Genomic DNA, 21,755 nt, shown 5'->3' with positions numbered 1-21,755 from the left:
AACACCGCTTCCAGGCACGCCCAGGCCTGGTTGACCCCTCTACCGGATCGACCTCCGGTAGAGGGGTTTTCGCTGGTCTGTCCGTCCGGCGGGTCAGCGTACGGCCAGGATCGTGAAGCCGCGTGCCGGCAACGAAACGGTGTAGTCGCTGGAGGTGATCGGCGGCGCCGGCGTGTTTTCCATCAGGTCGACCGGCGTCTGGCCGATGGCGATGCCGGCGTTGCCGACCGGCACCTTCACGGTGAGCGGCGCGTTCTGGAAGTTCAGCACGACGATCGCGCGGACGCCGCCGGTCTTGTCGGTGCGCAGATACGCGTATGCCCGGCTGTCGTCGGTGCCGAGCGGCAGCCGGCAGCGCAGGCCGCGCGGATCCAGCGCCGGATAGTCGCTCTGCGCGCGGAGCAGCTTGCCGACCATCGCCTGCTGGTCGGCCGTCCAGGTCGGAATGGTGCGCTCCTGCGGCAGATACATGTGATTGCCGTTGTGCAGATAAAACTGCGCACCCATCGTGGCGATCGTGGCCATTTCCAGCAACCGTACGTCCGCCGGCTGCACGCGGTCGGGCACGGTCGAGCCGTCGGACTGGTTGATGTCGGAGTCCCAGCTCGGCATGCTCATCGTCACGCCGCCCTGCTGGTTGATCGCGTCGCGGCTGGCCTTGAAGAAATCCTCGAGCTGGCTCGGATCCCCATTCCTGATCGCCGGCACGATGCGGCTGCACGGATCGGCACATCCCCACCAGCTCACGTAAAGATCCTGGATCGTGTTGTAATGCAGCCCGGGCACGCCGTTCAGCAGATCGCCAGGACCGTCGGCGCTGGCCTGCAGGCCCTCCGGCAACGTCCACGCGTTGTAGTTGTTGAGGACATTGGTCAGATAGCGATTGCTGATGTCGTCGTTGATGTTGAGATACGCGCGCGGCGCGTCCATTCCGAAGCCGTCGAGCCCCTTGTTCATCCAGAATGCCAAATAACGACTCGCTTCGTCGCGCCATTCCTGGTTGGCGAAGTTGTACGAGGGCATGTGCGCGTTGGCGTCGGCGGGGTCGGTCCAGAAGGCGAAATAGCAGCCGTGCGCCCGGTCGCTCCACCATCGATGTGCCGTCTCGTCGCAACTCGCTGGCCCGTCGGCCGGCACGATGTCGAACCATTTTCGTTCGGCGCTGTTGGGATCGTCCTGTGCTGTCAACCAGAACGGTGCCTGCGGGCTCGCGTAGCCGACGTTGCCGAACATGCTGATCTTCATGCCGCGGCTGTGGACTTCGCGGATGAGCTGCTCGAAATCGGCCATGGTGCCGATCGACGGGTCGATGGCGTAATTGTCGGTGGCGCCGAGTCCGGCCCACGGCGTACGCGGACCGGCGTACGGCGCGGCGACCTCGATCGCCTGGTATCCCTGCTCTTGCAGGCCGTCCAGCTGGCCGATGATCGTGGTCAGCTTGGTGCCGTAATGCTTCGGGTAATAACGCATGACCGGTCCGGAATGCTCGACCCAGCGCCGGTTGGCCACCGGTGATCCGAAGCCGAAAATCTTCAGTTCCTGGCTGCACGGCCAATGCTTGCCGGAGTCGGACGGCCCGGCGATGGTCAGCCGTACGTACCGGTAGGTGCCGGACACCTGGTCGGAGAACACCTGTCCGGCCGCGCCCGAGCCGTGGTCGACCAGCCGCTGCCAGGTCGTGCCGTCCAACGATCCGTCCAGGACGAAATGCCAGGTGTCGTTGTCGAGAAACGCCTGCTCGATGCCGGTGAGCCGGCTGGCATTGCCCAGATCGACGGTCAGCTTCTGTGGTCCCACGCCGAAAGTGCTGCCCGGATCGGCCGCGATCCAGGAGTGGCCGGTCGACGCGTCGAGGGCATGCCACGGCTCGTAGCCGACACTCAGCGAGGACGAGGTCGCGACGGCGCCGACGGCGAGGTCGCGCGGCGCCGGATTGTCGTGGATCGGCGCGAAAACCTTGAAGCCGGTGCTTCCGGCCCAGTGACCGTGTTCGGTGCCGGTGACGGTGAGGCGGACGAAACGGTACGTGCCGGAAACAGCGTCGCGGAAGCTCTGGCCATAGCTGTTGTCGCTCCGATGGTCGACGAGCGCAACGTAGTTTGCGTCAGGATCGTTCGACGCTTCGATGACGAATGCGACATGGTCGTAGTCCTTGAAGTCCTGCTCGACGCCGGTGATCGCGGTCGGCGCGCCGAGATCCACCTGGAGCCACTGCGGCAGCGACCCGCTGCCGGCGCACCAGTAGGTGGAGGTGTCGCCGTCGACCGCGTGTCCGCCTTCGTAACCGGAAATGTTGCTGCTGGTGGCGACTGGCCGACCGGCCGCGATGTCGGCCTCGCGCGACCCGGTCAGCACGAAATCGTTGCTGGACGGGGGATGTCCGTGCTTGGCGCCGGTGACGGTGAGGCGGACGTACCGGTAGGTGCCGCTGACGCTGGTGGCGAACGTCTGGCCGGCGAGACCGGTCGAGCGGTCCATCAGCGTGACCCAGTCGGATCCGTTCAGCGATCCCGAAACGGTGAACGTCCAGAGGTCGATCGCGCCGAACGTCTGCCGTACCGAGGTCAGTGCGTACGGCCAGCCGAGGTCGACCCGCAGCCACTGGCTGCCACCTGCTCCGGCCTGCCAACCGGTGCGAGGATCGTCGTCGATTACTTTGTCAGCAACGAAATCCGGGCCGGCGACGGACGAAGCCGTCGCGCTGCCGGTCAACCGGCCGGCTGGTGCGGCCGCGGACGGCGCGGGGTTGGTGACCATGCCGGACACCAGAAGCACGGCCAGCGCGGGGATCAGCCATCTCATCGGAAAGCCTTCTTTCCGCTGGTCACCGGTCGCCGCGGCGGCGGGCCGCTGCTGTCCCGGACCAGCAGGTGGGTGGGGAGGATGACCGAGCGCGGCGTGCCGGTGAGCTCGCCGGAAATCTGTTGGAGCAGCAGGGTCGCTGCCGCGCGACCGATGTCGCCGATCGGTTGCGCGACCGTGGTGAGTTTCGGGGTCAGGTAGGAGGTGAGCTGGAGGCCGTCGAACCCGACCACGCTGACATCCCGCGGAACCCGCAGCCCCGCGTCGGCAAACGCGGCGAGCACGCCGATCGCGGTGAGGTCGTTGGCGGCGAAAACCGCGGTGAAGTCGGTGTTTCCGGCGAGCAGCGTACGCGCCGCCGCGTATCCGCCGTCCTCGAGGAAGTTGCCGGTTTCCACCAGTGTTGGCTCGTGGCCGGCCTCGCGCAGTGCGTCGGCCCAGCCAGCTTTTCGTTGTCTGGCACTGATGATCCCGGCCGGTCCGCTGACATGCGCGATCCGCTGGTGACCGAGGTCGAGCAGATGGCGTACGGCGTTTCGCGCGCCGGCGCGGTTGTCGACGGAGATGTGGGCTGCGGACACGCCCCGTACGGTGCGGTCGAGCAGGACGAGTGGCAGCCCCTCCACGGCGGCCGCCAACCGGCTGCCGGACAGGGTGCCCGACGGCAACATGATCCCGTCGACCTGTTTGCGGCGCAGCGTCGCGATGTCGGCCAGCGCCTTCTTCTCATCGTCGGCATCGTGGCAAAGCAGCAGCAGGTGGCCGTATTCGTCGGCGACCGTCTGCACGCCTTTGACCAGCTCTGGAAAATACGGGTTGGCGATGTCGGGGAGGAGCAGGGCGATCGTCTTGGTGGACATGCCGACGAGGCCGCGAGCCAGGTCGTTCGGCTGGTAGCCGAGTTGTCCGGCCACCTCCAGCACATGCGCGCGCGTCGCGGCCGAGATGCGGCCACGGTCGTTCAACGCGCGGGAAACCGTGGCGATCGACACGCCAGCGGTCGTCGCCACGTCGTACACGGTCACCATGCGATGTCCTCCGACCGCCGATGCGTAAGCGCTTCCGCAGGTCCGGATGCGTAAGCGCTTCCGCAAGCTAGGACCAATCGGCCGCCAAGTCAATGGTTAGCGGCGTACGAGCCGCTTTAAGCAAGTGTTACGCGGACCGGCTCGGAAGGTGTCATGGCGTGAGGCTTGCTGGAGGTGTGAATGTCGAGTTACTGGCGCTGGATGCGAGAAATACGGCATTCACGCCTGCGTGACCGCCAGCACTGGAAGCGGGCATTTAGCGCTAAAGTATGCGTGGCGCTGACGCGCGCCCGACATGACTCGTATCCGGTTAGGTGTCCTGATAGCAGGGGCCGGAGCCGAGCAGCGCCAGTCCGCGTAGGTCGCCTGGGCCGTAGTCGGTGGCGGTGATGGTCGCGTCGGGATTCATGATCTCGTGCGGGTCGTGGACGTGCGCCAGACCGACCAGGTGGCCGAGCTCGTGCTCGATGATCGCCCTCACCCGGCTCCGGCCGCCGGAAGTGCCGAGCAGCCGGGAAATCTGCGGCCCGTCCAGCACCACGACGCCAGTCACATAGCGTCGCGCACCCGGCGAACCGTACGCGTCGCTGTAGCCGGTGCCGATCACGGTGCCGTCGAGCGCGGCGGTGTGCGCCGGGTCGGACCATGAGATCAGCACCGGAGCCCACCGACTGCCGTAGCGGCCCGGCTGGTACGCCGGACGGTGCGCCACCGGGGTCTCGGTTGTCGGTCCGTCGTAACGAAAAACCAGTCCGGTGGCGGCCTGCAGCCGGGTCAGCGCGGCCGTCAGCGATGCGGTCGCGGCGGCTGGTTTCCTGCTGTTGTTGACGACGAAATGCACCGGCCGGCACGGGTCATAGGCGACCGGCCGCGAGTCGCTGCCCTGGGTGAGCGTGAACGCGTACGGCCCGGATGCGACCGGCCGCGCCACCGGATGGCCGAGCGGCACCGACTGCGCGTCGTCCGGCACCGCTCCGGTCTGCCCCGGCCACGGCGCCACCACAATCAGGACCAGCAGCAGCGCGCCAAGGACAACCGCGAGCCTAGAGGCCGTGCGAAGCGTCATTTGGCGGATACTGCTTGAAATAGGCGGTGAAGTCGTCGCTGCTGATCGCCTTTCCCAACGCCTCACTGGCCGCCTTGTTCACCCGCTCGTAGTCCGTGCCGCCGATCACCATCGTGCCACTGGTCGGCAGCGTGCTGAAGGTGACCGCACTCAGGCCGAGTCCGCGCGCCGCGAAGGCGAGGTCCTTGACCGGCATGCCGCTGTCGACCACGAGCGCGGACGTGACCGCCTGGATCAGATCGTTGAGCTTGTACGGATTGCTCAGCACACCGGCCGTCGTGGCCTGCTTGACCAGCGCGCGCATCACCTGCTGCTGGCGCTTCATCCGGTCGTAGTCGCCGCCGGCCAGGCCGTGCCGCTGGCGTACGAAAAACTGCGCGTCGGTGCCGTTGAGATGGTGCCAGCCCTTGGTCCACGTGCGGTGAAACTGGTCGTCGTAGGTCGTCTTGTCGACGTACACGTCCACCCCGCCGACCGCGTCGACCGCCTTGATCAGCGCGGCGAAACTGACCACGACGACGTGGTCGATCTTGATCCCCAGCAGGTCCTGCACGGTCCGTACGGCCAGTGCCGGCCCGCCATACTGCAGCGCCGCGTTGAGCTTCGTCCGGCCACCCTGCCACGAACCCGCGGCCGGGATGTGGACGTAGGAGTCGCGCTCGATCGAAAACGCGTACACGTGGCTGAAGGTCTTGTCGATGTGGAAAAGCACGATCGAGTCCGACCGCTGTCCGTCCACTCCCTGCGACTTGGCCCGCGAGTTGTCGGCGTTGTCCGAGCCCAGCAGCAGGATGTTCATCGGACCGGACACCGGCGCACCGGACGGCGGCTCGCTGGCGCGCTCGTTTTGTGGCACGCCGGCCAGGAAGTCGTCCTTCTTGACCTGGTTGGCGTAGTGATCGGCGACCAGGTTGACCGCGTACGCACCGCCGCCGAACAGGAGGACGACGACTCCCAGCACGACCGCGATCCGGGCCCACCGCGGCGAACGTTTCTTGCCGGGCCGGTCTTTCTGCCGCGGCGAACCGTAGACTGTCAACCTAGCCAACTCCTTTGTTGCCTATGCTTTACCAAACCATCGGTTTCGCCGGCGATTTTCCGGCAGCGCGCGACATTCTGAAGACGTCCGACCCCATCCGGGGGTTCCCGCCGAAATCGCGGACTTGTCGCTGATCGGCCAATCGCTCTTGACGCGTGCCGGGTCTGACCGTACGGTGCCGCTCGGCAATCGTTTTCTCGGTCCGCCGACCTGGAGCGTATCGATGAGCTGGTTCCGTTCCGCAGCCGCCGTCGCGACTGCCGCCCTGTTGCTCGTACCGGTCACGCCGGCCGGCAGCGCCGCGGCAACACCGGCGGCAACACTGGCCACCAAGGGACCGGTCGGGTGGGACACCTACCGGCATCTGGACCAGTTGCCCTATCTCACCTCAGGCGTGCAGAGCCGGCAGTATTCGAGCTTCGACCGGCGGGGATACGTCGCCGACGGCGGCGACACGCATTTCTGCCTGCGCAACGGCGGCGCCGGCTGCGTGCTGGCCGAGGACACCGGGCCGGGCGAGATCACGTCCATCTGGTCGACCCATTTTTACCGCTCGCTGCCGGAAAGCGGTCCGGTGTACGACGACGGCAACCTGCGGATCGTCCTCGACGGCGTGACCGTGCTGGACGCGCCGTTCGAGGACGTCGTCGAGGGCAAGCTCGGTGCGCCTTTCGTCTATCCGCTGGTCGCGGACGCCGCGCAGTCGTCGGGCGGTGTGTTTGTCAAGGTGCCGATGACCTACCGGTCCTCGATGCAGATCAGTACGACCAACCAGCCCGGCTATTACCACGTCGACTACCAGCATTTCCCGGACAGCGCCGGCGTGTCGACGTTCGATCGGACGGACCAGGCGCAGGACGTGCTGTCGATGCTGACCGCCGCCGGCACTCGCGATCCGAAGCCGGCCGCGACCGGCGCGCAGACGATCACCGGCACGGTCAACGTGCCCGCTGGTGGCACGACGGCGGTCGCGCAGCTGACCGGCCCGGCCAGCGTTTCGGCTCTGCGGCTGAGATTCCCCGGCGTAGCGGCTCCGGCCGTGCTGGCCGGTCTGCGGTTGCGGATCAGCTTCGACGGACAGTCCACAGTGGACTCTCCGGTCGGGGAGTTCTTCGGCAGCGGACTGGGGGCGTCCACGGCACGCGCGTTGATGTTCGCCTCCGAGAGCACGTCCGGCGGCTGGTATTCGTGTTGGTGGCCGATGCCGTTCGCCAGCAACGCCACGATAAGCCTGGTGAACACCACCGGCTCGGCGGTGTCCGGAGTGGACACGCAGGTGACCTACGCGCCGGACGGCCAGTGGACCGACGCGCTCGCCAACGGCAGCGCCGGACTTTTCACCGCACGGTCGCGATCCGCGGCCACCACACCAGGCCAGGACTGGCTGTTCGCCGACGAGAGCGGACACGGCAAGTTCGTCGGCGTCGCCGAGACGATCCGCGGCGCCACGCCGGGACAGACCTACTTCGAGGGAGATGAGCGCGTCTACACCGACGGTTCGTTGAGTCCTCAGCTTTACGGCACGGGTACGGAGGATTTCTACGAGTCCGGCTGGTATTTCAACCGCGGCGAGTCGCACAACGCGTTCACCGGAAACCCTCGGCACGTCGACCTGGCCGGCCGCACCGACTGCTCGGGCAACTGCGCCGACGCCGTCTATCGGGTCATGCTGGCCGACGCGGTGAACTACCAGACGGCACTGCGCTTCGGCATGGAACACGGCCAGAACAACGACATCGCGGCGACCTACAGCTCGACCGCTTTCCTTTACACCAGGCCGACGGTGAGCCTGCGCCGCGGTGATGTCGTGGACACCACCGACGCGCAAAGCCGAGCCGACCACGCGTACGCCGACAGCGCGGCGACCGAGGCGAGTTTGCGCAGCCAGTACGAAGGTGACGACGACAACCTGCCGATCACCGATCGTACGAGAGCGACCAGCAGTCCGATCAGCTTCAGCGTCAAGATCGACCAAAACAATGCCGGCGTGCTGCTGAGGCGTACGTCCGACCAGAACAGTTCCTACCAAACGGCGGTGGTCAGCGTCGACGGCGCAGCCGCCGGCACCTGGCAGGAACCGCTCGCAAATCCGACACAGCGGTGGCTCGCCGACACGTACGCGTTGCCGCCAGCCTTGACAGCCAACAAAAACAGCATCACCGTGACGCTCACACCGAACGGCTCGTGGAGCGCGAGCCGGTATGCGGCGGACTCGATCGTCGCGCCGTACGCGGACACCACCGCGCCGGTGGCACCGACCGGCCTGGCGGTCACCGGCACGCGGCACGCGATCCGGCTGGTCTGGAAGGAGCCGCTCGACAATGCCGTCGTGCGGCAATATCGCGTGTACGGCTCGACCTCGCCGGACGTGCCGATCGGCGGTTCGACCCTGCTGGGCACGAGTCGTACGACAAGTTTCGTCCACCAAGGCGTGACCACCGGCACCACGTATTACTACCGTGTCGTCGCGGTCGACGGCGCCGGCAATGCCGGCACGGCGTCGTCGGTGATGTCGGCGACAGCCACGAAACGGCTGCGCAGCGACATCAACGGTGACGGAAAAGACGACGTGTTGAGCTTCACCCGCGGCGATTCGACCACTGGTGGCAAAGTTTACGTCTCGCGGTCGAGCGGCTCCGGATTCATCGACGACGGCGTCACCTGGCAGACGAACTTTTTCGCCATCAACAACGAGATCCCGATGGTCGGCGACTTCAACGGCGACGGTAAGGCGGACATCGCGACCTTCACCAGAGGAACCGCCGGCACGGCCGGGGCGGGTCAGGTGTACGTCGGCCTGTCCACCGGATCCGGCTTCGCGCTCGGCGCCTCCTGGCACTCGTCCTTCTGTTTCGGCACCGAAATCCCGTTGGTGGGCGACTTCAACGGCGACGGCATGGACGACATCGCCACGGTGAACCGCGACACGCACCGCGTCTACGTCGCTCTGTCGACCGGATCGTCGTTCGCCGGCAACGGCTGGGAATGGCACTACTTCTTCGGCATGCCGGGAGAAATCCCGATCGCCGGTGACTTCAACGGCGATGGCATGGACGACATCGCGACGTTCACCACGCCGCCAACCGCCGGAACCGGATCGGTTTTCGTGGCCCTGTCCAACGCCACGTATTTCAGCGGCAACGGCTGGCTCTGGCACGGCGCGTTCGGTGGCGGCGGTGAAACCCCTGCGGTCGGCGACTTCACCGGCGACGGTCGCGACGACATCGTCACGTTCACGCCTGGCGGTCAGGCGTACGTGGCGACCTCGGACGGCACCAGGTTCAACGGAAACGGTCAGCTGTGGAGTCCACATTTCGCCGGTGGTACGGAAATTCCCGGTGTCGGCGACTTCACCGGTGACGGCAAGTCCGACGTCGTCACCTTCGTCCGCGGCACGACTGGCGCCGTCTACGTCTCGCACTCGGACGGAACGAGGTTCCCCGACGACGGATGGCTGTGGCACCACCACTTCTGCGTCAACGACGAATGGCCACAGCCGAGCCGTCGCATGCCGTGACCCGCAGGACGTAGGCTGACCGGCATGGATGCGGCCTCGTTCCAGCAGGTGTTGTCCACGGTGCGGCAGTTGGTGCGCGACCGGGTGATCCCGGCCGAGCAGGAGATCGAGGACACCGACCGGATCCCGGACGAGCTGCGCGCGCTGGCGGCCGAGATGGGGTTGTTCGGGTTCGCGCTGCCGGAGCGCTACGGCGGACTCGGGTTGACGATGGCCGAGGACGTGCGGCTCGGCTTCGAGCTCGGCTACACCACGCCGGCGTTCCGGTCCATGTTCGGCACCAACAACTCGATCGCCGGCCAGATGATCGCGAAGTTCGGCACCGAGGAACAGAAACAGGAGTTCCTGCCCAAGCTCGCCGCCGGCGAGGCGATCGGTTCGTTCGCGCTGACCGAGCCGGAGGCCGGCTCCGACCCGGCCGGTCTGCGTACGACGGCGCGAAAGGACGGCGACGCGTACGTCATCAACGGCGGCAAGCGGTTCATCACCAACGCACCCCTTGCCGACTACTTCGTGGTTTTCGCGCGTACGGACCCGGAGGCGGCCGGCGGTCGCGGCATCTCGGCGTTCATCGTGGACGCCGGCAGCGACGGCCTGACGGTTGGCCCGAAGGACCACAAGATGGGGCAGGCCGGCGCGTGGACCGCGGACGTGACCTTCGACGACGTACGCGTCGACGCCGGCCGGCTGCTCGGAACCCAGGCCAACCGCGGTTATCAGGCGGCGCTGAGCGTGCTCGCGCGCGGCCGTCTGCACATCGCCGCCGTGTGTGTCGGCTTGGCGCAGCGGATCCTGGACGAGTCCGTACGTCATGCCGCGGTCACCAAACAGGGTGGCCGGCCGATCGGCGACTACCAGCTCGTACAGGCTCATCTTGCCGACTCCTACACCGAAATCCGGGCCGGTCGCGCGCTGGTGACGGAGGCCGCGGACGACTACGACAGCGGCACGGACACCTCGACCGGTCCGGCCGCCGCGAAGCTGTTCTGCAGCGAGATGGTCGGCCGGGTCGCCGACCGCGGCGTGCAGGTGCACGGCGGCATGGGTTACATGCGCGGCACGGCGGTCGAGCGCTTCTATCGCGACGCACGGCTGTTCCGGATCTACGAGGGCACCAGCGAGATCCAGCAGCTGGTGATCGGCCGCGCGCTGGTCAAGGCGGCTCAGTGAGTTTCGCCGAGGTAGCGGCAAACTGGCGGCCCGAGCCGGAGACGACACAGGACGAGATCGACCGCCGGCCGGCCGAAACCTTCGCCGCGATCCTCGACCAGCCGGTGCCCGACGAGCTGCCGCCGCTGTGGCACTGGTTCTCCTTCCAACCGATCCACCGGCAGAGCGCGCTCGGTGAGGACGGCCATCCGGCCGACGCGGCTTTCACTCCACCGCTGGAAAACCGGCGCCGGATGTTCGGCGGCGGCCGGCTGACCGTCCACCGGCAGCTGACCTTCGGCCAGGCCGTACGCCGACAGGCCAGCCTGAAGTCCGTGCGCGTCAAGCAGGGCAGCACCGGTCAGCTGTTGCTGGTGACGGTGAAGTACGACTTCCTGGTCGGCGACCAGACGTACGCGGTGGAGGAGCAGGACATCATCTATCGCGACGCCGCCGACATGGCCGCGCGGCCGCAGCCGGCCGCCGAGGCATCGCATCGCGGACCGTGGCGACTGGAGATCCGGCCGGATCCGGTGCTGTTGTTCAGGTTCAGCGCGTTGACCAACAATGCGCACCGCATCCATTACGACCAGCCGTACACGACCGAGGTCGAAGGCCATCCAGGACTGGTCGTGCACGGACCGCTGCTGGCGTTGCTGCTGCTCGAGCTGCCACGCCGGGACGGCCGCCGGGTGACCGAGTTTTCCTGGCGGGCCAAGCGCACGCTTTACGACCATCAGCTGGTCACCGTGTCCGGTCAGCCGATGGGGGACACGGTGGAGTTGAGCGCCGGCGCGGCCGGGGCGCCGGACGCCGTGACCGGCATCGCGACATTGCGGAAGGACGAGGAATGACGAAGGTCGCGGTTGTCACCGGAGCCGGTACGGGGATCGGCCTGGCCGCGGCGCGATCGCTGCTGGACTCTGGTTATCGCGTCGTCCTGGCCGGTCGCCGCGAGGACGTGCTCAAGGAGGCAGCTGCCGGATCGCCAGACGCGCTCGCGGTCCGCACGGACGTGACCGACGAGGCGTCGGTGCGGGCGTTGTTCCAGGCGGCGGTCGGTGCGTACGGCCGGGTCGACCTGCTGTTCAACAACGCCGGCAGCGCCGCGGCCGGCACGGTCGGCGACATCTCACTGGACGACTGGAACCGGATCGTCGCGGTCAACCTGACCGGCTCGTTCCTGTGCGCCAGGGAGGCGTTCAACGTGATGCGCGGCCAGGACCCGCGGGGCGGCCGGATCATCAACAACGGCTCGATCTCCGCGTACGCGCCACGGCCGGCCAGCGTCGCCTACACCGCCACCAAGCACGCGATCACCGGCCTGACCAGGTCGATCTCGCTGGACGGCCGGGCGTACGGGATCGCCTGCGGACAGATCGACATCGGCAACGCGGCCACCGCGATGGGGAGCCGAATGGCCGACGGCGTGCCTCAGCCAAACGGACAGATCATGGCCGAGCCGGTCTTCGACGTGGCGCACGTCGGCACCGCGATCCGCTACATGGCCGAGCTGCCGCTGGAGGTGAACGTGCAGTTCATCACGGTGATGGCGACGACGATGCCGTACGTCGGTCGCGGCTGACCGCGGAGACGGTATAGGGGATTCCCCCAATGCTATGGCCGGCGCCGGACAGTCATGCTTCCGTCGCGCGACGCTGAGAACAGGAGCTGTGCAACATAACGGGGGGCTGCTGCTCTCTCCTCCTTCGCCGGATGCGATGGAACCGCCGAGACGGGGTGCGGTTCCGTCGCATCCGGCGCCCTGGCGGGACGTCTAGCGGCGGCGCAGCCGTACGACCGGGATGATCCGGTCGGTGTTCTTCTGGTATTCGTGGAAGTTCGGCATCTTGTCGGCCATCGCCTGGTAGAGCCGGTCACGCTCGGGTCCCTCGGTCAGCGCCTCGGCGCGTACGTCCCAGGTGTCCGGTCCGAGCTCGATCGTGGTGTCTGGGTTGGCGAGCAGGTTGTGATACCAGGCCGGGTTCTCCGGCGCGCCACCCTTGGACGCGATGATGATCACGTCGTCACCGTCGCGGTCGTACGCGAGCGGGGCCACCCGCTCCTTGCCGGACTTCGCGCCTTTGTGGTGGAGAAGTACGATCGGACCGCCGGCGAACGGCGGGATCGTGACGGTGCCGTTGTGGGCGCGGAAGTCCTCGATGATCGTCACGTTGAAGCGGTTGATCTGCTCGGCGGTCGGCGGGGTGCCTTCCTGTTGCGACTCGAGGAACTCCTTGAGCTCGTCCGCCGTGAGAGCGCTGGTCTCGGCCATATACCGGTCCTTTCGGGACAGTTATCCGACAGTCGACTATCACTAACGTGTGGCCGGTTGGTTTTATGTCCGTAGGTCGTTCGCTCACAGCGAACGCGGAAATGCAGAAGCGTCGTGACGGTCCGTACGCCTATCCTTGATCGCGGTATGCCTTCCTCAACCGTTCCGTCGCCACTCGCCGGGCTCTCGCAACGCCTCCCCGACCTGATGGGACGCGACGAGCGCCGGCTGCGCCGTCGCATCGAAGGCGCTCGCAAGCTCCGTGACCCGGCCCGCCTGGCGCACGTCGCGACCCAGCTGGCCGCCGACCTCGAGAAGGCCGAGGCACGCGTCCAGCGCCGCCGCCAAGCCGTGCCGGCGATCAGCTATCCGGCCGCGCTTCCCGTCAGCCAGAAGCGCGACGAGATCGCCGCCGCGATCCGCGACCATCAGGTCGTGATCGTCGCGGGGGAGACGGGCTCCGGGAAGACGACGCAGCTGCCGAAGATCTGCCTGGAGCTCGGCCGTGGCGTACGCGGCACCATCGGCCACACGCAGCCGCGCCGGATCGCCGCGCGTACGGTCGCCGAGCGGGTCGCCGAGGAGCTCGGCACGACCATCGGGGCGACTGTCGGCTACAAGGTCAGGTTCACCGACCAGGTCGGCGACGACAGCCTGGTCAAGCTGATGACCGACGGCATCCTGCTGGCCGAGATCGGCTCGGACCGCGCGCTTCGGCAGTACGACACGCTGATCATCGACGAGGCGCACGAGCGCAGCCTCAACATCGACTTCATCCTCGGCTATCTCAAGCAGCTGCTGCCGCGCCGGCCGGACCTGAAGGTGATCATCACCTCGGCGACCATCGACCCGGAGCGGTTCTCGCGGCATTTCGGCGACGCGCCGATCGTGGAGGTCTCCGGCCGCACGTATCCGGTCGAGGTGCGTTATCGGCCGGTGGTCGACCCCGACGATCCGCGGGCCGACGAGGACCGCGACCAGATGTCGGCCATCGGCGACGCGGTCGCCGAGCTGTCCGCGGAAGGCCCCGGCGACATCCTGGTCTTTCTCAGCGGTGAGAGAGAAATCCGGGACACCGCCGACTTTCTCAGCAAGCAGAACCTGCGCAACACCGAGATCCTGCCGCTGTACGCGCGACTGTCCGCCGCCGAGCAACACCGGGTCTTCCAGTCGCACAGCGGCCGGCGGATCGTGCTGGCCACCAACGTGGCCGAGACCTCGCTGACGGTCCCCGGCATCAAGTACGTCATCGACCCCGGCCAGGCCAGGATTTCCCGCTACAGCAACCGGTTGAAGGTGCAGCGGCTGCCGATCGAGCGGATCTCGCAGGCGTCCGCCAACCAGCGCAAGGGCCGGTGCGGCCGTACGTCCGACGGCATCTGTATCCGGCTCTACACCGAGGACGACTTCGACTCTCGGCCGGAGTTCACCGATCCGGAGATCCTGCGCACCAACCTCGCGTCGGTGATCCTGCAGATGACCGCCCTCGACCTCGGCGACATCGCGGCCTTCGGTTTCCTTGACCCGCCGGACAAACGCAACATCGCCGCCGGCGTACAGCTGCTGCAGGAGCTTGGTGCGTTGGAAAAGTCGGGTGCGCTGACCCCGCTGGGCCGGCGTTTGTCGTCGCTGCCGGTGGATCCCCGGCTCGGCCGGATGATCCTGGAGGCCGACCGCAACGGCTGCGTACGCGAGGTCACCATCATCGTGAGCGCACTGTCCATCCAGGACCCGCGCGAACGACCGGTGGACAAGCAGGAGCAGGCGGCGGAGAAACACCGGCGGTTCGCCGAGCCGCACTCGGACTTCCTCGCCTACCTCAACCTCTGGTCGTATCTGACCGAGCAGCAGAAAGCGTTGTCCGGCAACCAGTTTCGCAAGCTGTGCCGCACCGACTTCCTCAACTACCTCCGCGTACGCGAGTGGCAGGACCTCTACGGCCAGCTGCGGCAGATCTCCCGTGGCATCGGCATCTCGCCGAACACCGCGAACGCCGATCCGGACAAGGTGCACCTCAGCCTGCTGTCCGGCCTGCTCTCGCAGATCGGCCTGAAAGACCCGGAAAAACAGGACTACGCCGGCGCGCGCAACGCGCATTTCTCGATTTTCCCCGGCTCCGGCCTGTTCAAGAAACAGCCGCGCTGGGTGATGGCCGCCGAGCTGGTGGAGACGACGCGGCTGTGGGCGCGTACGGTCGCGGCCATCAACCCGGAGTGGATCGAGCCGCTCGCCGAGCACCTGATTGCGCGGACGTACAGCGAACCGCATTGGGACGCCGAGCGCGGAGCGGTGCTGGCCTTCGAAAAGGTGACGCTCTACGGCCTGCCGGTGATCCCGCGACGACAGGTCAACTACGGCCGGATCGACCCGGAGCTGAGCCGCGAGCTGTTCATCCGGCACGCGCTGGTCGACGGCGAGTGGGACACCCATCACCAGTTTTTCCACGACAACCGCAAACTTCTCGAAGAAGTCGAGGATCTGGAAAACCGTGCTCGCCGCCGCGACATTTTGGTCGACGACGAGGCGCTTTTCGAGTTCTACGACCAACGGATCGGCGCGGACGTCGTGTCCGGCAGGCATTTCGACAGCTGGTGGAAGAAAACCCGGCGCGACCGGCCGGACCTGCTGAACTTCGAGAAGTCCATGCTGATCAACGATCCGGCGAAGCTGGTCAGCGCGCAGGACTATCCGGACAGCTGGCAGCAGGGTTCGTTGCGGCTGTCGTTGACCTACCAGTTCGAGCCGGGGACCGACGCGGACGGCGTGACCGTACACATTCCGCTGTCCATCCTCAACCAGGTGTCGCCGGACGGTTTCGACTGGCAAGTGCCCGGCCTGCGCAGAGACCTGGTGGCCGCGCTGATCAAGTCGCTTCCCAAGGCCTGGCGCCGAAACTTCGTGCCGGCGCCGGACGTGGCCGCGGCGGTCGTCGCGGCCATCGAGCCGAGCGAAGGCGAACTGCTCGGTGCGGTCGAGGACGAGCTGGCCAGGATGACCGGCATCCGCGTGCCGCGGGAGGAATGGGACCTGGCCAAGGTGCCCGACCATCTGAAGGTCACCTTCCGCGTGGTCGACCGGAAGAAGACGGTCGCCGAAGGCAAGGACCTGTACGTCCTGAAGGAACGCCTGCAGAAGCGGATGCGGGCGGAGATGGCGTCCGGGCCGCGCGGCGTCGAGAAAGCCGGCCTGCGCAGCTTCCAGGACGTGCCGAAGGTCTTCGAGAAGCGCCGCGGCGGCCACACGGTGAAGGCGTATCCGGCGCTGACCGACGAGCGCGACAGCGTCGCGATTCGCTTGTACGACACCGAAGCCGAGCAACAGAAGGCGATGTGGGACGGCACGCGGCGGCTCGTCCTGCTCAACGTGCCATCGCCGGTCGCGTACGTCAACGGCCGGCTCGACAACCGCAGCAAGCTGACGCTCAGCAAAAACCCGCACCGCGATGTCTCGGACATGCTGCAGGACTGCATCGGCTGTGCGGCCGACAAACTCATCACCGAGGCCGGCGGTCCGGCCTGGGAAGGTCCGGCTTTCGACGCGCTGGTGCGGAAAGTGCGCGACGGCCTGCCGGAGGCGACGCTCGCGGTCGTACGCTCGGTCGAGATCGTCCTGACGACCAGCCACCAGGTCGAGGCCGCGCTGGCCGACCTGCGCAACGCGACGCTTCAGCCGGCCGTCACGGACATCCGGCGGCAGCTGGACGGCCTGGTCTACCGCGGTTTCGTCACCGCGACCGGCTGGCAGCGGCTGGCCGACCTGCCGCGCTATCTGGCCGCGATCGCGCACCGGATCGAGCGGCTGCGCCGGGACCTGCCGCGCGACACGCTCAACATGCGCGTGGTCGCGTACGTGCAGGAGGAATACCAGCGGCGGCTGGCGCGGGTGCCGGCAGGTCTGCCGGTGCCCGCCGAGCTGGCGGACGTGCGCTGGATGATCGAGGAGCTGCGGATCGGCCTGTTCGCGCAGTCGCTCGGCACCGCTTATCCGGTCTCGGAGAAGCGCGTGCTCCGCGCGATCGACAGCGCCTGAAACCGTACGGACGGCGGCAGGAGTCTCTCACTCATGGCGGTTGGTCATGAGGAGATGGGATGACATATGCGATGGCGGACGGGGAACCAGCGGTGGCGTCCGGCGGCGAGGTCGCGCGGCGGCTGGAGGAGATCTATCGCGCCACCTACCAGCGGCTGGTGCTGGCCGCGTACGCCCTGACCGGTGACCTGCCGGAGGCTCAGGACGCCGTCCAGGAAGCGTTTCTCAAGGCGATCGCGCGGCCGGCGAAGGCGTTGGCCGCGGACAGTCCGGAGGCCTGGCTGCGTACGGTGGCGCTGAACGTCGCACGCAGCAGGTTTCGCCGAAGAGTCCGGCTGGACACGCTGATACGCCGCGAGCCGCCGCCGACGACGCTGCCGGGGATCGGCTCGGAACGGCTGGAGATCATGGCCGCGATGCGCAAACTGCCGGCCGTGCAGGCCGAGGCGATCGCGCTGCACCACCTCGCGGACCTGAGCGTCGAGGAGGTGGCGCGGACGTTGCGTACCTCCGCCAACACCATCAAGACCCGGCTGGTCCGCGGTCGCGCGGCGCTCGCGCGGCTGCTGGACGACGACACGTTCGCGGCCCTGGACGGCGAGGAGGTAGCCCGATGAGCAAGCTCGACTTCGAGGACGTGCGGGCCGCCGTACGCGAACAGACCACGACGCCACCGGGATTCGGTGCCTTGTGGCAGGCCGGCCGGCGGCGCCACCGCAGGCGGAGCGCGATGGCGATCGCCGCGGTCGCGGCAGCGGTCGTCGTGGTCGCCGGTGGCACGGTGGTGCTCGTCAACCGGCCACCGGCGGTGGTCCTACCGGTCGCGCCGGCGTCGGTGTTGCCGACGCCGAGCCAGCCGCCGGCATCGCACGGTCAGATCAGCGGCGCGGCCGTGCCCCTGGACCAGATCGACGGCACGACGACGACAAGCGTGCTCGGACCGCTGATCACCTACGGCGTCGGCAAGATCAAGGGCGGTGGAGTCGCGCTGGTGCGTACGCTGGACGGCGGCCAGAGCTGGCAGGCCTGGCGCATCCCCGGAGCGCACCAGCCGATGCTGACCGCGGTCCGAGACGTGGTCCTCATCCTCAACGACCTCGTTCGGCAGGACGGCGACACCTTCAAGAACGGCGCCACGTACCTGAGCCGCGACGGCGGCCAGAGCTGGACGACGCTGGTGACGGGCAAGGCGATCGACCAGGCGCCGGCCGGTGCGTACGTCACCGCCGTGGACGGCAGGCTCGCCGCCGTCGATCCGGCAAGCGGCTCCGTACGATCGCTGGTGCACCAGCCACCGGACGCGGACCTCGGCCTGTCGACGGGGATGGGGATCACCGGCATCCGGCAGGCCACCGACGGCTCGATCTGGGTCAACCGCGGCCAGCCGGCGAAGTTCGCCGACTTCCCGTCGGTGAGCCGCGACGGCGGCCGCACCTGGAACCACGCGCGGTCGCTGATCACCGACGAGAAGGCGGACAACGCGCCGAACCGGCCGTACGAGGACACCTACGACGGCCGGACGGCGTACCAGTTCAAGTGGCGCCAGACTCCCAACCGGACGGCCGTCTACGCCACCGGTGACGGCGGCCGGACCTGGTCGCCGGTTGCCGACCAGTCGGGCGGGCTGGTCAACCCGGTCGTGCTGAAGAGCGGTGCCATCGTCGCGAGCGACTTCTCGAGCGGGACGATCCGGCTCAGCACCAACGGGGGCCGCACCTTCACGACCGTACCGAGCTTTTCCGGTGGCGAGATCGCGCACGCACTGGACAGCGACGCGGTCGTCGCTCAGGTGCAGCGGGGCAGCGTGCCGGTCGTGCTCTGGTCGTTGGACGGCGCGCACTGGTGGCGAGTGGCCGACCCGCCGTTCCAGCGGCTCGATCCGCTCGGCAACTGAACGTTGTGCCGGCGCGCCGAGGTCGGGTGCCTAAGAGTCGGGGACTTCGGCGGCTCGAAGTCCCCAACTCTTAGGTAGTCGAGCGGGGGTCGGTGGGGAGGCGGAGGCGTACGGGTTTGCGATAGTCACCGAGCAACTCGCGATGCCACCACGCTTTGGTGGCCTTTCGCTCCGCGCGACTCGTGTAGCGATAGCGATACATCCGGGCGCGTACGAAAACCGGTGGCCGGTCAGGGAAAGGATTGTGCCGCAGCAGCCGCAACACGTCCGGCTCACCCTTGAGGAGCTTGTCGATGAAAGGCGTCATCCACACGCGGCTGTGCCGCGAGCCGAGCGCGGCAAACCACATCAGCCAGTCCAGGCGCAGATGGTATGGCGCGAACTGGCGCGGCCGGCGCGTCGGATCGCCTGGCTTCCCGCGAAATTCGTAGACGCGCCAGTCGGTGTCCGGCGTGAGCGTCCGATCGTACGTGCCCTCGATGACGATTTCGTGGCGCAGCCTGGTGATGCTGCCGAAGGCGCCGTACGTGTTCACCAGATGCACTTTGTTGAAGCTGCGGTTCATGATCTGGCCAGGACCGACCATGTTGCGTACGGGGAAATAGCTGAGCGCGACACAGACAACGAAAACAACGGCGACGGCGATGTCATACCACAGCGGCGGATAGGTCGTCGGCGTCGCGAGCGGCAGGACGAAACGCAGCACGCCGTTGTCCAGAGCGCTCAACGTCAGCACGATGCTGAGCGCGTTGAGCCAGGCGAAGTTTCCGCTGATGACCAGCCAGAACTGGGTGACCGCGATGACGACGGCGGCGACCGTCCGCACCGGCGGCGGCGCGAACAGCAGGAACGGCACGAGCAACTGCGTGGCGTGGTTGGTGGCGACCTCGATGCGATGCAGCGGTTTGGGCAGGTGATGGAAGTGCCAGCTGAGTGGTCCCGGCATCGGCTGGGTTTCGTGGTGATAGAACAGGCAGCTCAGGTCCTTCCAGCACCGGTCGCCGCGCATCTTGATCAGGCCGGCGCCGAATTCCAGCCGGAACAGCAGCCACCACACCAGCCACAACATCGGCGCGGCCGGTACGAACGTGCCGGATCCGAGGAAAATCGCCAGAAAGCCGGTCTCGGCGAGCAGAGACTCCCAGCCGAAGCCATACCAGATCTGCCCCACGTTGATGATCGAGACATAAATGATCCACAGCACCAGCCAGCACGACATCGTCGCCACGACCGGCAGGAAATCGCCGCCACCGAGCAACAAAGCGGCGGAGACGACCACGCCGGCCCAGCTGGCGGTGGCGAAATAACCGTCGGAATAACGAAACTGGAAGATGCTCGGTGCCTGCCGAAACGTACGCGCGGCGACGAAACGGCGGATCGGCGTCACACCGTTGTGGCCGAGCAGGCCACGAAACTGCCGGACCGAGCTGATGAACGCCACCAGGTAGATCAGCGCGACACCGCGAGCGAACAGCAGCCGAGCCAGCGAGTAGTCGGCGGCGAAAAACCAGTCCGGCGGCACGGTCAGGCTCCGAAAACGCGCCGCAACGCCGTGCGTGCGGCGTGAAATCCACACATGCCGTGCACGCCTGGCCCTGGTGGGGTCGCGGCCGAACAAAGGAAAATCCGCGGATCGGGAGTCGCGTACGGCACCGGCAACGGCACCGGCCGCAGCAGCAGCTGCGTGCCGCTGAATGCACCGCACGAAATGTCTCCGTTGACATAGTTGCGGTTTGCCGCCGCCACATCCGCCGGCCGGCGGACCGAGCGAGCCAGCACGATGTCACGAAAGCCAGGTGCGAAATCCTCGATCTGCCGCTCGATCGCCTCGGTCAGATCGCCTGGCCAACCGGCCGGTACGTGAGCGTAGACCCAGAAAACGCTCTTTCCGTCCGGCGCGCGGCTCGGATCGAGGACGGTCGGCTGCGAGGTGATCAGGAACGGCCGGCGCGGCGGCCTGCCGTGTTGGACGAGCCGCAGCGCTTCGGCGATGTCCGGCAGCGTCGGTCCGATGTGGACGGTGCCGGCGCGCCGGCAGGCCGGATCGCGCCACGGCACCGGTTCGGACAGCGCGTAGTCGATCTTGTAGACGGCTGGTCCGTACGCGTATCGGCGCAGTGCGGCCAAATAGCCGCGGCTCAACGACCGGCCGCCGATCCTCGCGAGGTCGCGCGGCGACACGTCCAGGACGTACGCCTTGGCGCTGGGCAGGTCCTCGAGCGACCGTACGAGCGTGCCGGTGTGGATTTTTCCACCGAGCGAGGCCAGATAACCCGCCAAGGCGTCCGATATGGACTGTGAGCCACCGGCCGGGATCGGCCAGCCGCCGGCATGCGCGGCGGCGGCGAACATCAGCGCGACACCGCCGGTCGCCGGCGTGGTCAGCGGCGTGATCGCGTGTCCGGCGAGGCCGGCGAGCATCGCGCGCGTTGCCGGCTCACGGAAAAACTTCGCCAACGCCGCCACCGGCAACGCGGCCGGCGGTCCGAAGCCGGCGAGCAACGGCAGATGCCGCGGAAAACCGTCCAGTGGCGCGCGAAGGATGCCGTCGGCCAGCGCGTCCCAGTTGTCGGCGAACGGCCGGAGCAGCCGGCGATATCGCTGGCCATCGCGGCGCAACGTCGGCATCGTCGTCCGGAATCCGCGGTCGAGCAGCACCGCCGGCCGGTCCGCGAACGGGTGCGCGAGCGCGAAATCCGGCTGCAACCAACGAAGCCCGTGCTCGGCCAGCGGCATGTTCTTGAAGGCCGGCGAGCCCAAACCGAGCGGATGTACGGCAGAGCACGGATCGTGCCGGAACCCCGGCAGGGTCAGCTCCTCCGTACGCGCGCCGCCACCGATGCCGTCGGCCGCCTCGTAAACCTCGACGGACAGGCCGGCTCGCGCCAGCGTGACGGCCGCGGTCAGACCGTTGGGACCGGATCCGACCACGACCGCGTCGACCGCTGTCATCTCC

At 67.5% G+C, this 21,755-nt stretch carries 14 protein-coding genes and 1 pseudogene; 8 read left to right on the top strand and 7 right to left on the bottom strand.

All coding sequences use genetic code 11. The features are described 5' to 3' along the window. Positions 1-93 precede the first annotated feature (93 nt). The 4 genes from GNX95_RS07025 to GNX95_RS07010 all read right to left on the bottom strand — a co-directional run bounded on the left by GNX95_RS07025 (position 94) and on the right by GNX95_RS07010 (position 5,935). Positions 94-2,802 (bottom strand): discoidin domain-containing protein, encoded by a 2,709-nt coding sequence (locus GNX95_RS07025; RefSeq protein WP_163506304.1) that lies wholly within the window; start codon positions 2,800-2,802, stop codon positions 94-96. Beyond that, a complete protein-coding gene (locus GNX95_RS07020; RefSeq protein ID WP_163506303.1) occupies positions 2,799-3,830 on the bottom strand; it encodes a LacI family DNA-binding transcriptional regulator in 1,032 nt (343 codons plus the stop codon). The genes GNX95_RS07025 and GNX95_RS07020 overlap by 4 nt, the downstream gene beginning before the upstream one ends. A gap of 310 nt (positions 3,831-4,140) precedes the next feature. Continuing rightward, a complete protein-coding gene (locus GNX95_RS07015) occupies positions 4,141-4,896 on the bottom strand; it encodes a peptidase M10A and M12B matrixin and adamalysin (protein ID WP_163506302.1) in 756 nt (251 codons plus the stop codon). Beyond that, positions 4,874-5,935 carry an LCP family protein gene (locus GNX95_RS07010; protein ID WP_163506301.1) on the bottom strand — a complete coding sequence of 354 codons (1,062 nt, stop codon included), beginning with the start codon at positions 5,933-5,935 and terminating at the stop codon, positions 4,874-4,876. The genes GNX95_RS07015 and GNX95_RS07010 overlap by 23 nt, the downstream gene beginning before the upstream one ends. A gap of 223 nt (positions 5,936-6,158) precedes the next feature. Here GNX95_RS07010 and GNX95_RS07005 point away from each other — a divergent pair. The 5 genes and pseudogenes from GNX95_RS07005 to GNX95_RS06990 form a co-directional block, all read left to right on the top strand. Next, positions 6,159-8,432, top strand: a pseudogene (locus tag GNX95_RS07005) (DUF2961 domain-containing protein); the annotation flags it as partial. A gap of 12 nt (positions 8,433-8,444) precedes the next feature. After that, on the top strand, positions 8,445-9,452 hold the full coding sequence (locus tag GNX95_RS44205; protein ID WP_425483892.1) for an FG-GAP repeat domain-containing protein: 1,008 nt from the start codon (positions 8,445-8,447) through the stop codon (positions 9,450-9,452). Positions 9,453-9,476: 24 nt separating this feature from the next. After that, a complete protein-coding gene (locus tag GNX95_RS07000) occupies positions 9,477-10,622 on the top strand; it encodes an acyl-CoA dehydrogenase family protein (RefSeq protein WP_163506299.1) in 1,146 nt (381 codons plus the stop codon). Beyond that, a complete protein-coding gene (locus GNX95_RS06995) occupies positions 10,619-11,455 on the top strand; it encodes an HTD2 family dehydratase (RefSeq protein WP_163506298.1) in 837 nt (278 codons plus the stop codon). Before GNX95_RS07000 ends, GNX95_RS06995 begins: the two co-directional genes overlap by 4 nt. Next, a complete protein-coding gene (locus GNX95_RS06990; protein ID WP_163506297.1) occupies positions 11,452-12,186 on the top strand; it encodes an SDR family oxidoreductase in 735 nt (244 codons plus the stop codon). The genes GNX95_RS06995 and GNX95_RS06990 overlap by 4 nt, the downstream gene beginning before the upstream one ends. 192 nt (positions 12,187-12,378) lie before the next feature. Here the strand turns inward: GNX95_RS06990 and GNX95_RS06985 are convergent, their stop codons facing one another. Continuing rightward, positions 12,379-12,876, bottom strand: a complete 498-nt coding sequence (locus tag GNX95_RS06985; RefSeq protein ID WP_222853438.1) for a nitroreductase family deazaflavin-dependent oxidoreductase — start codon at positions 12,874-12,876, stop codon at positions 12,379-12,381. A gap of 147 nt (positions 12,877-13,023) precedes the next feature. On the opposite strand from GNX95_RS06985, the gene hrpA reads away from it, so the two are divergent. From hrpA to GNX95_RS06970, 3 genes are read left to right on the top strand one after another with little or no spacing between them, the layout of a single operon-like run. Next, a complete protein-coding gene (hrpA, locus tag GNX95_RS06980) occupies positions 13,024-16,905 on the top strand; it encodes an ATP-dependent RNA helicase HrpA (RefSeq protein ID WP_163506296.1) in 3,882 nt (1,293 codons plus the stop codon). Positions 16,906-16,964: 59 nt separating this feature from the next. Next, a complete protein-coding gene (locus GNX95_RS06975) occupies positions 16,965-17,522 on the top strand; it encodes a sigma-70 family RNA polymerase sigma factor (RefSeq protein WP_222853437.1) in 558 nt (185 codons plus the stop codon). Further along, the gene (locus GNX95_RS06970) at positions 17,519-18,799 is read left to right on the top strand and encodes a sialidase family protein (RefSeq protein WP_163506295.1); all 1,281 of its coding nucleotides are present in this window, start codon (positions 17,519-17,521) and stop codon (positions 18,797-18,799) included. The genes GNX95_RS06975 and GNX95_RS06970 overlap by 4 nt, the downstream gene beginning before the upstream one ends. A gap of 70 nt (positions 18,800-18,869) precedes the next feature. Here GNX95_RS06970 and GNX95_RS06965 read toward each other — a convergent pair whose 3' ends face one another. Beyond that, positions 18,870-20,321, bottom strand: a complete 1,452-nt coding sequence (locus GNX95_RS06965) for a lipase maturation factor family protein (protein ID WP_163506294.1) — start codon at positions 20,319-20,321, stop codon at positions 18,870-18,872. A gap of 2 nt (positions 20,322-20,323) precedes the next feature. Then, positions 20,324-21,751 carry a phytoene desaturase family protein gene (locus GNX95_RS06960; RefSeq protein WP_163506293.1) on the bottom strand — a complete coding sequence of 476 codons (1,428 nt, stop codon included), beginning with the start codon at positions 21,749-21,751 and terminating at the stop codon, positions 20,324-20,326. Between the last annotated feature and the right edge of the window lie 4 nt (positions 21,752-21,755).

The sequence above is a fragment of the Fodinicola acaciae genome (assembly GCF_010993745.1).
GTDB classification, from domain to species: domain Bacteria; phylum Actinomycetota; class Actinomycetes; order Mycobacteriales; family HKI-0501; genus Fodinicola; species Fodinicola acaciae.
Note: the sequence above shows the minus strand (reverse complement) of the source record. Positions and strands in the feature narration are given on the sequence as shown.

Bases quoted from the DNA above. Each gene is read 5' to 3' on its own strand.
- GNX95_RS06960 (WP_163506293.1), bottom strand. From the start codon at position 21,751: ATGACAGCGGTCGACGCGGTCGTGGTCGGATCCGGTCCCAACGGTCTG.
- GNX95_RS07020 (WP_163506303.1), bottom strand. From the start codon at position 3,830: ATGGTGACCGTGTACGACGTGGCGACGACCGCTGGCGTGTCGATCGCC.
- GNX95_RS44205 (WP_425483892.1), top strand. From the start codon at position 8,445: ATGTCGGCGACAGCCACGAAACGGCTGCGCAGCGACATCAACGGTGAC.
- GNX95_RS06970 (WP_163506295.1), top strand. From the start codon at position 17,519: ATGAGCAAGCTCGACTTCGAGGACGTGCGGGCCGCCGTACGCGAACAG.
- GNX95_RS06985 (WP_222853438.1), bottom strand. From the start codon at position 12,876: ATGGCCGAGACCAGCGCTCTCACGGCGGACGAGCTCAAGGAGTTCCTC.
- GNX95_RS07000 (WP_163506299.1), top strand. From the start codon at position 9,477: ATGGATGCGGCCTCGTTCCAGCAGGTGTTGTCCACGGTGCGGCAGTTG.
- GNX95_RS06975 (WP_222853437.1), top strand. From the start codon at position 16,965: ATGACATATGCGATGGCGGACGGGGAACCAGCGGTGGCGTCCGGCGGC.
- hrpA (WP_163506296.1), top strand. From the start codon at position 13,024: ATGCCTTCCTCAACCGTTCCGTCGCCACTCGCCGGGCTCTCGCAACGC.
- GNX95_RS07015 (WP_163506302.1), bottom strand. From the start codon at position 4,896: ATGACGCTTCGCACGGCCTCTAGGCTCGCGGTTGTCCTTGGCGCGCTG.
- GNX95_RS06990 (WP_163506297.1), top strand. From the start codon at position 11,452: ATGACGAAGGTCGCGGTTGTCACCGGAGCCGGTACGGGGATCGGCCTG.
- GNX95_RS07025 (WP_163506304.1), bottom strand. From the start codon at position 2,802: ATGAGATGGCTGATCCCCGCGCTGGCCGTGCTTCTGGTGTCCGGCATG.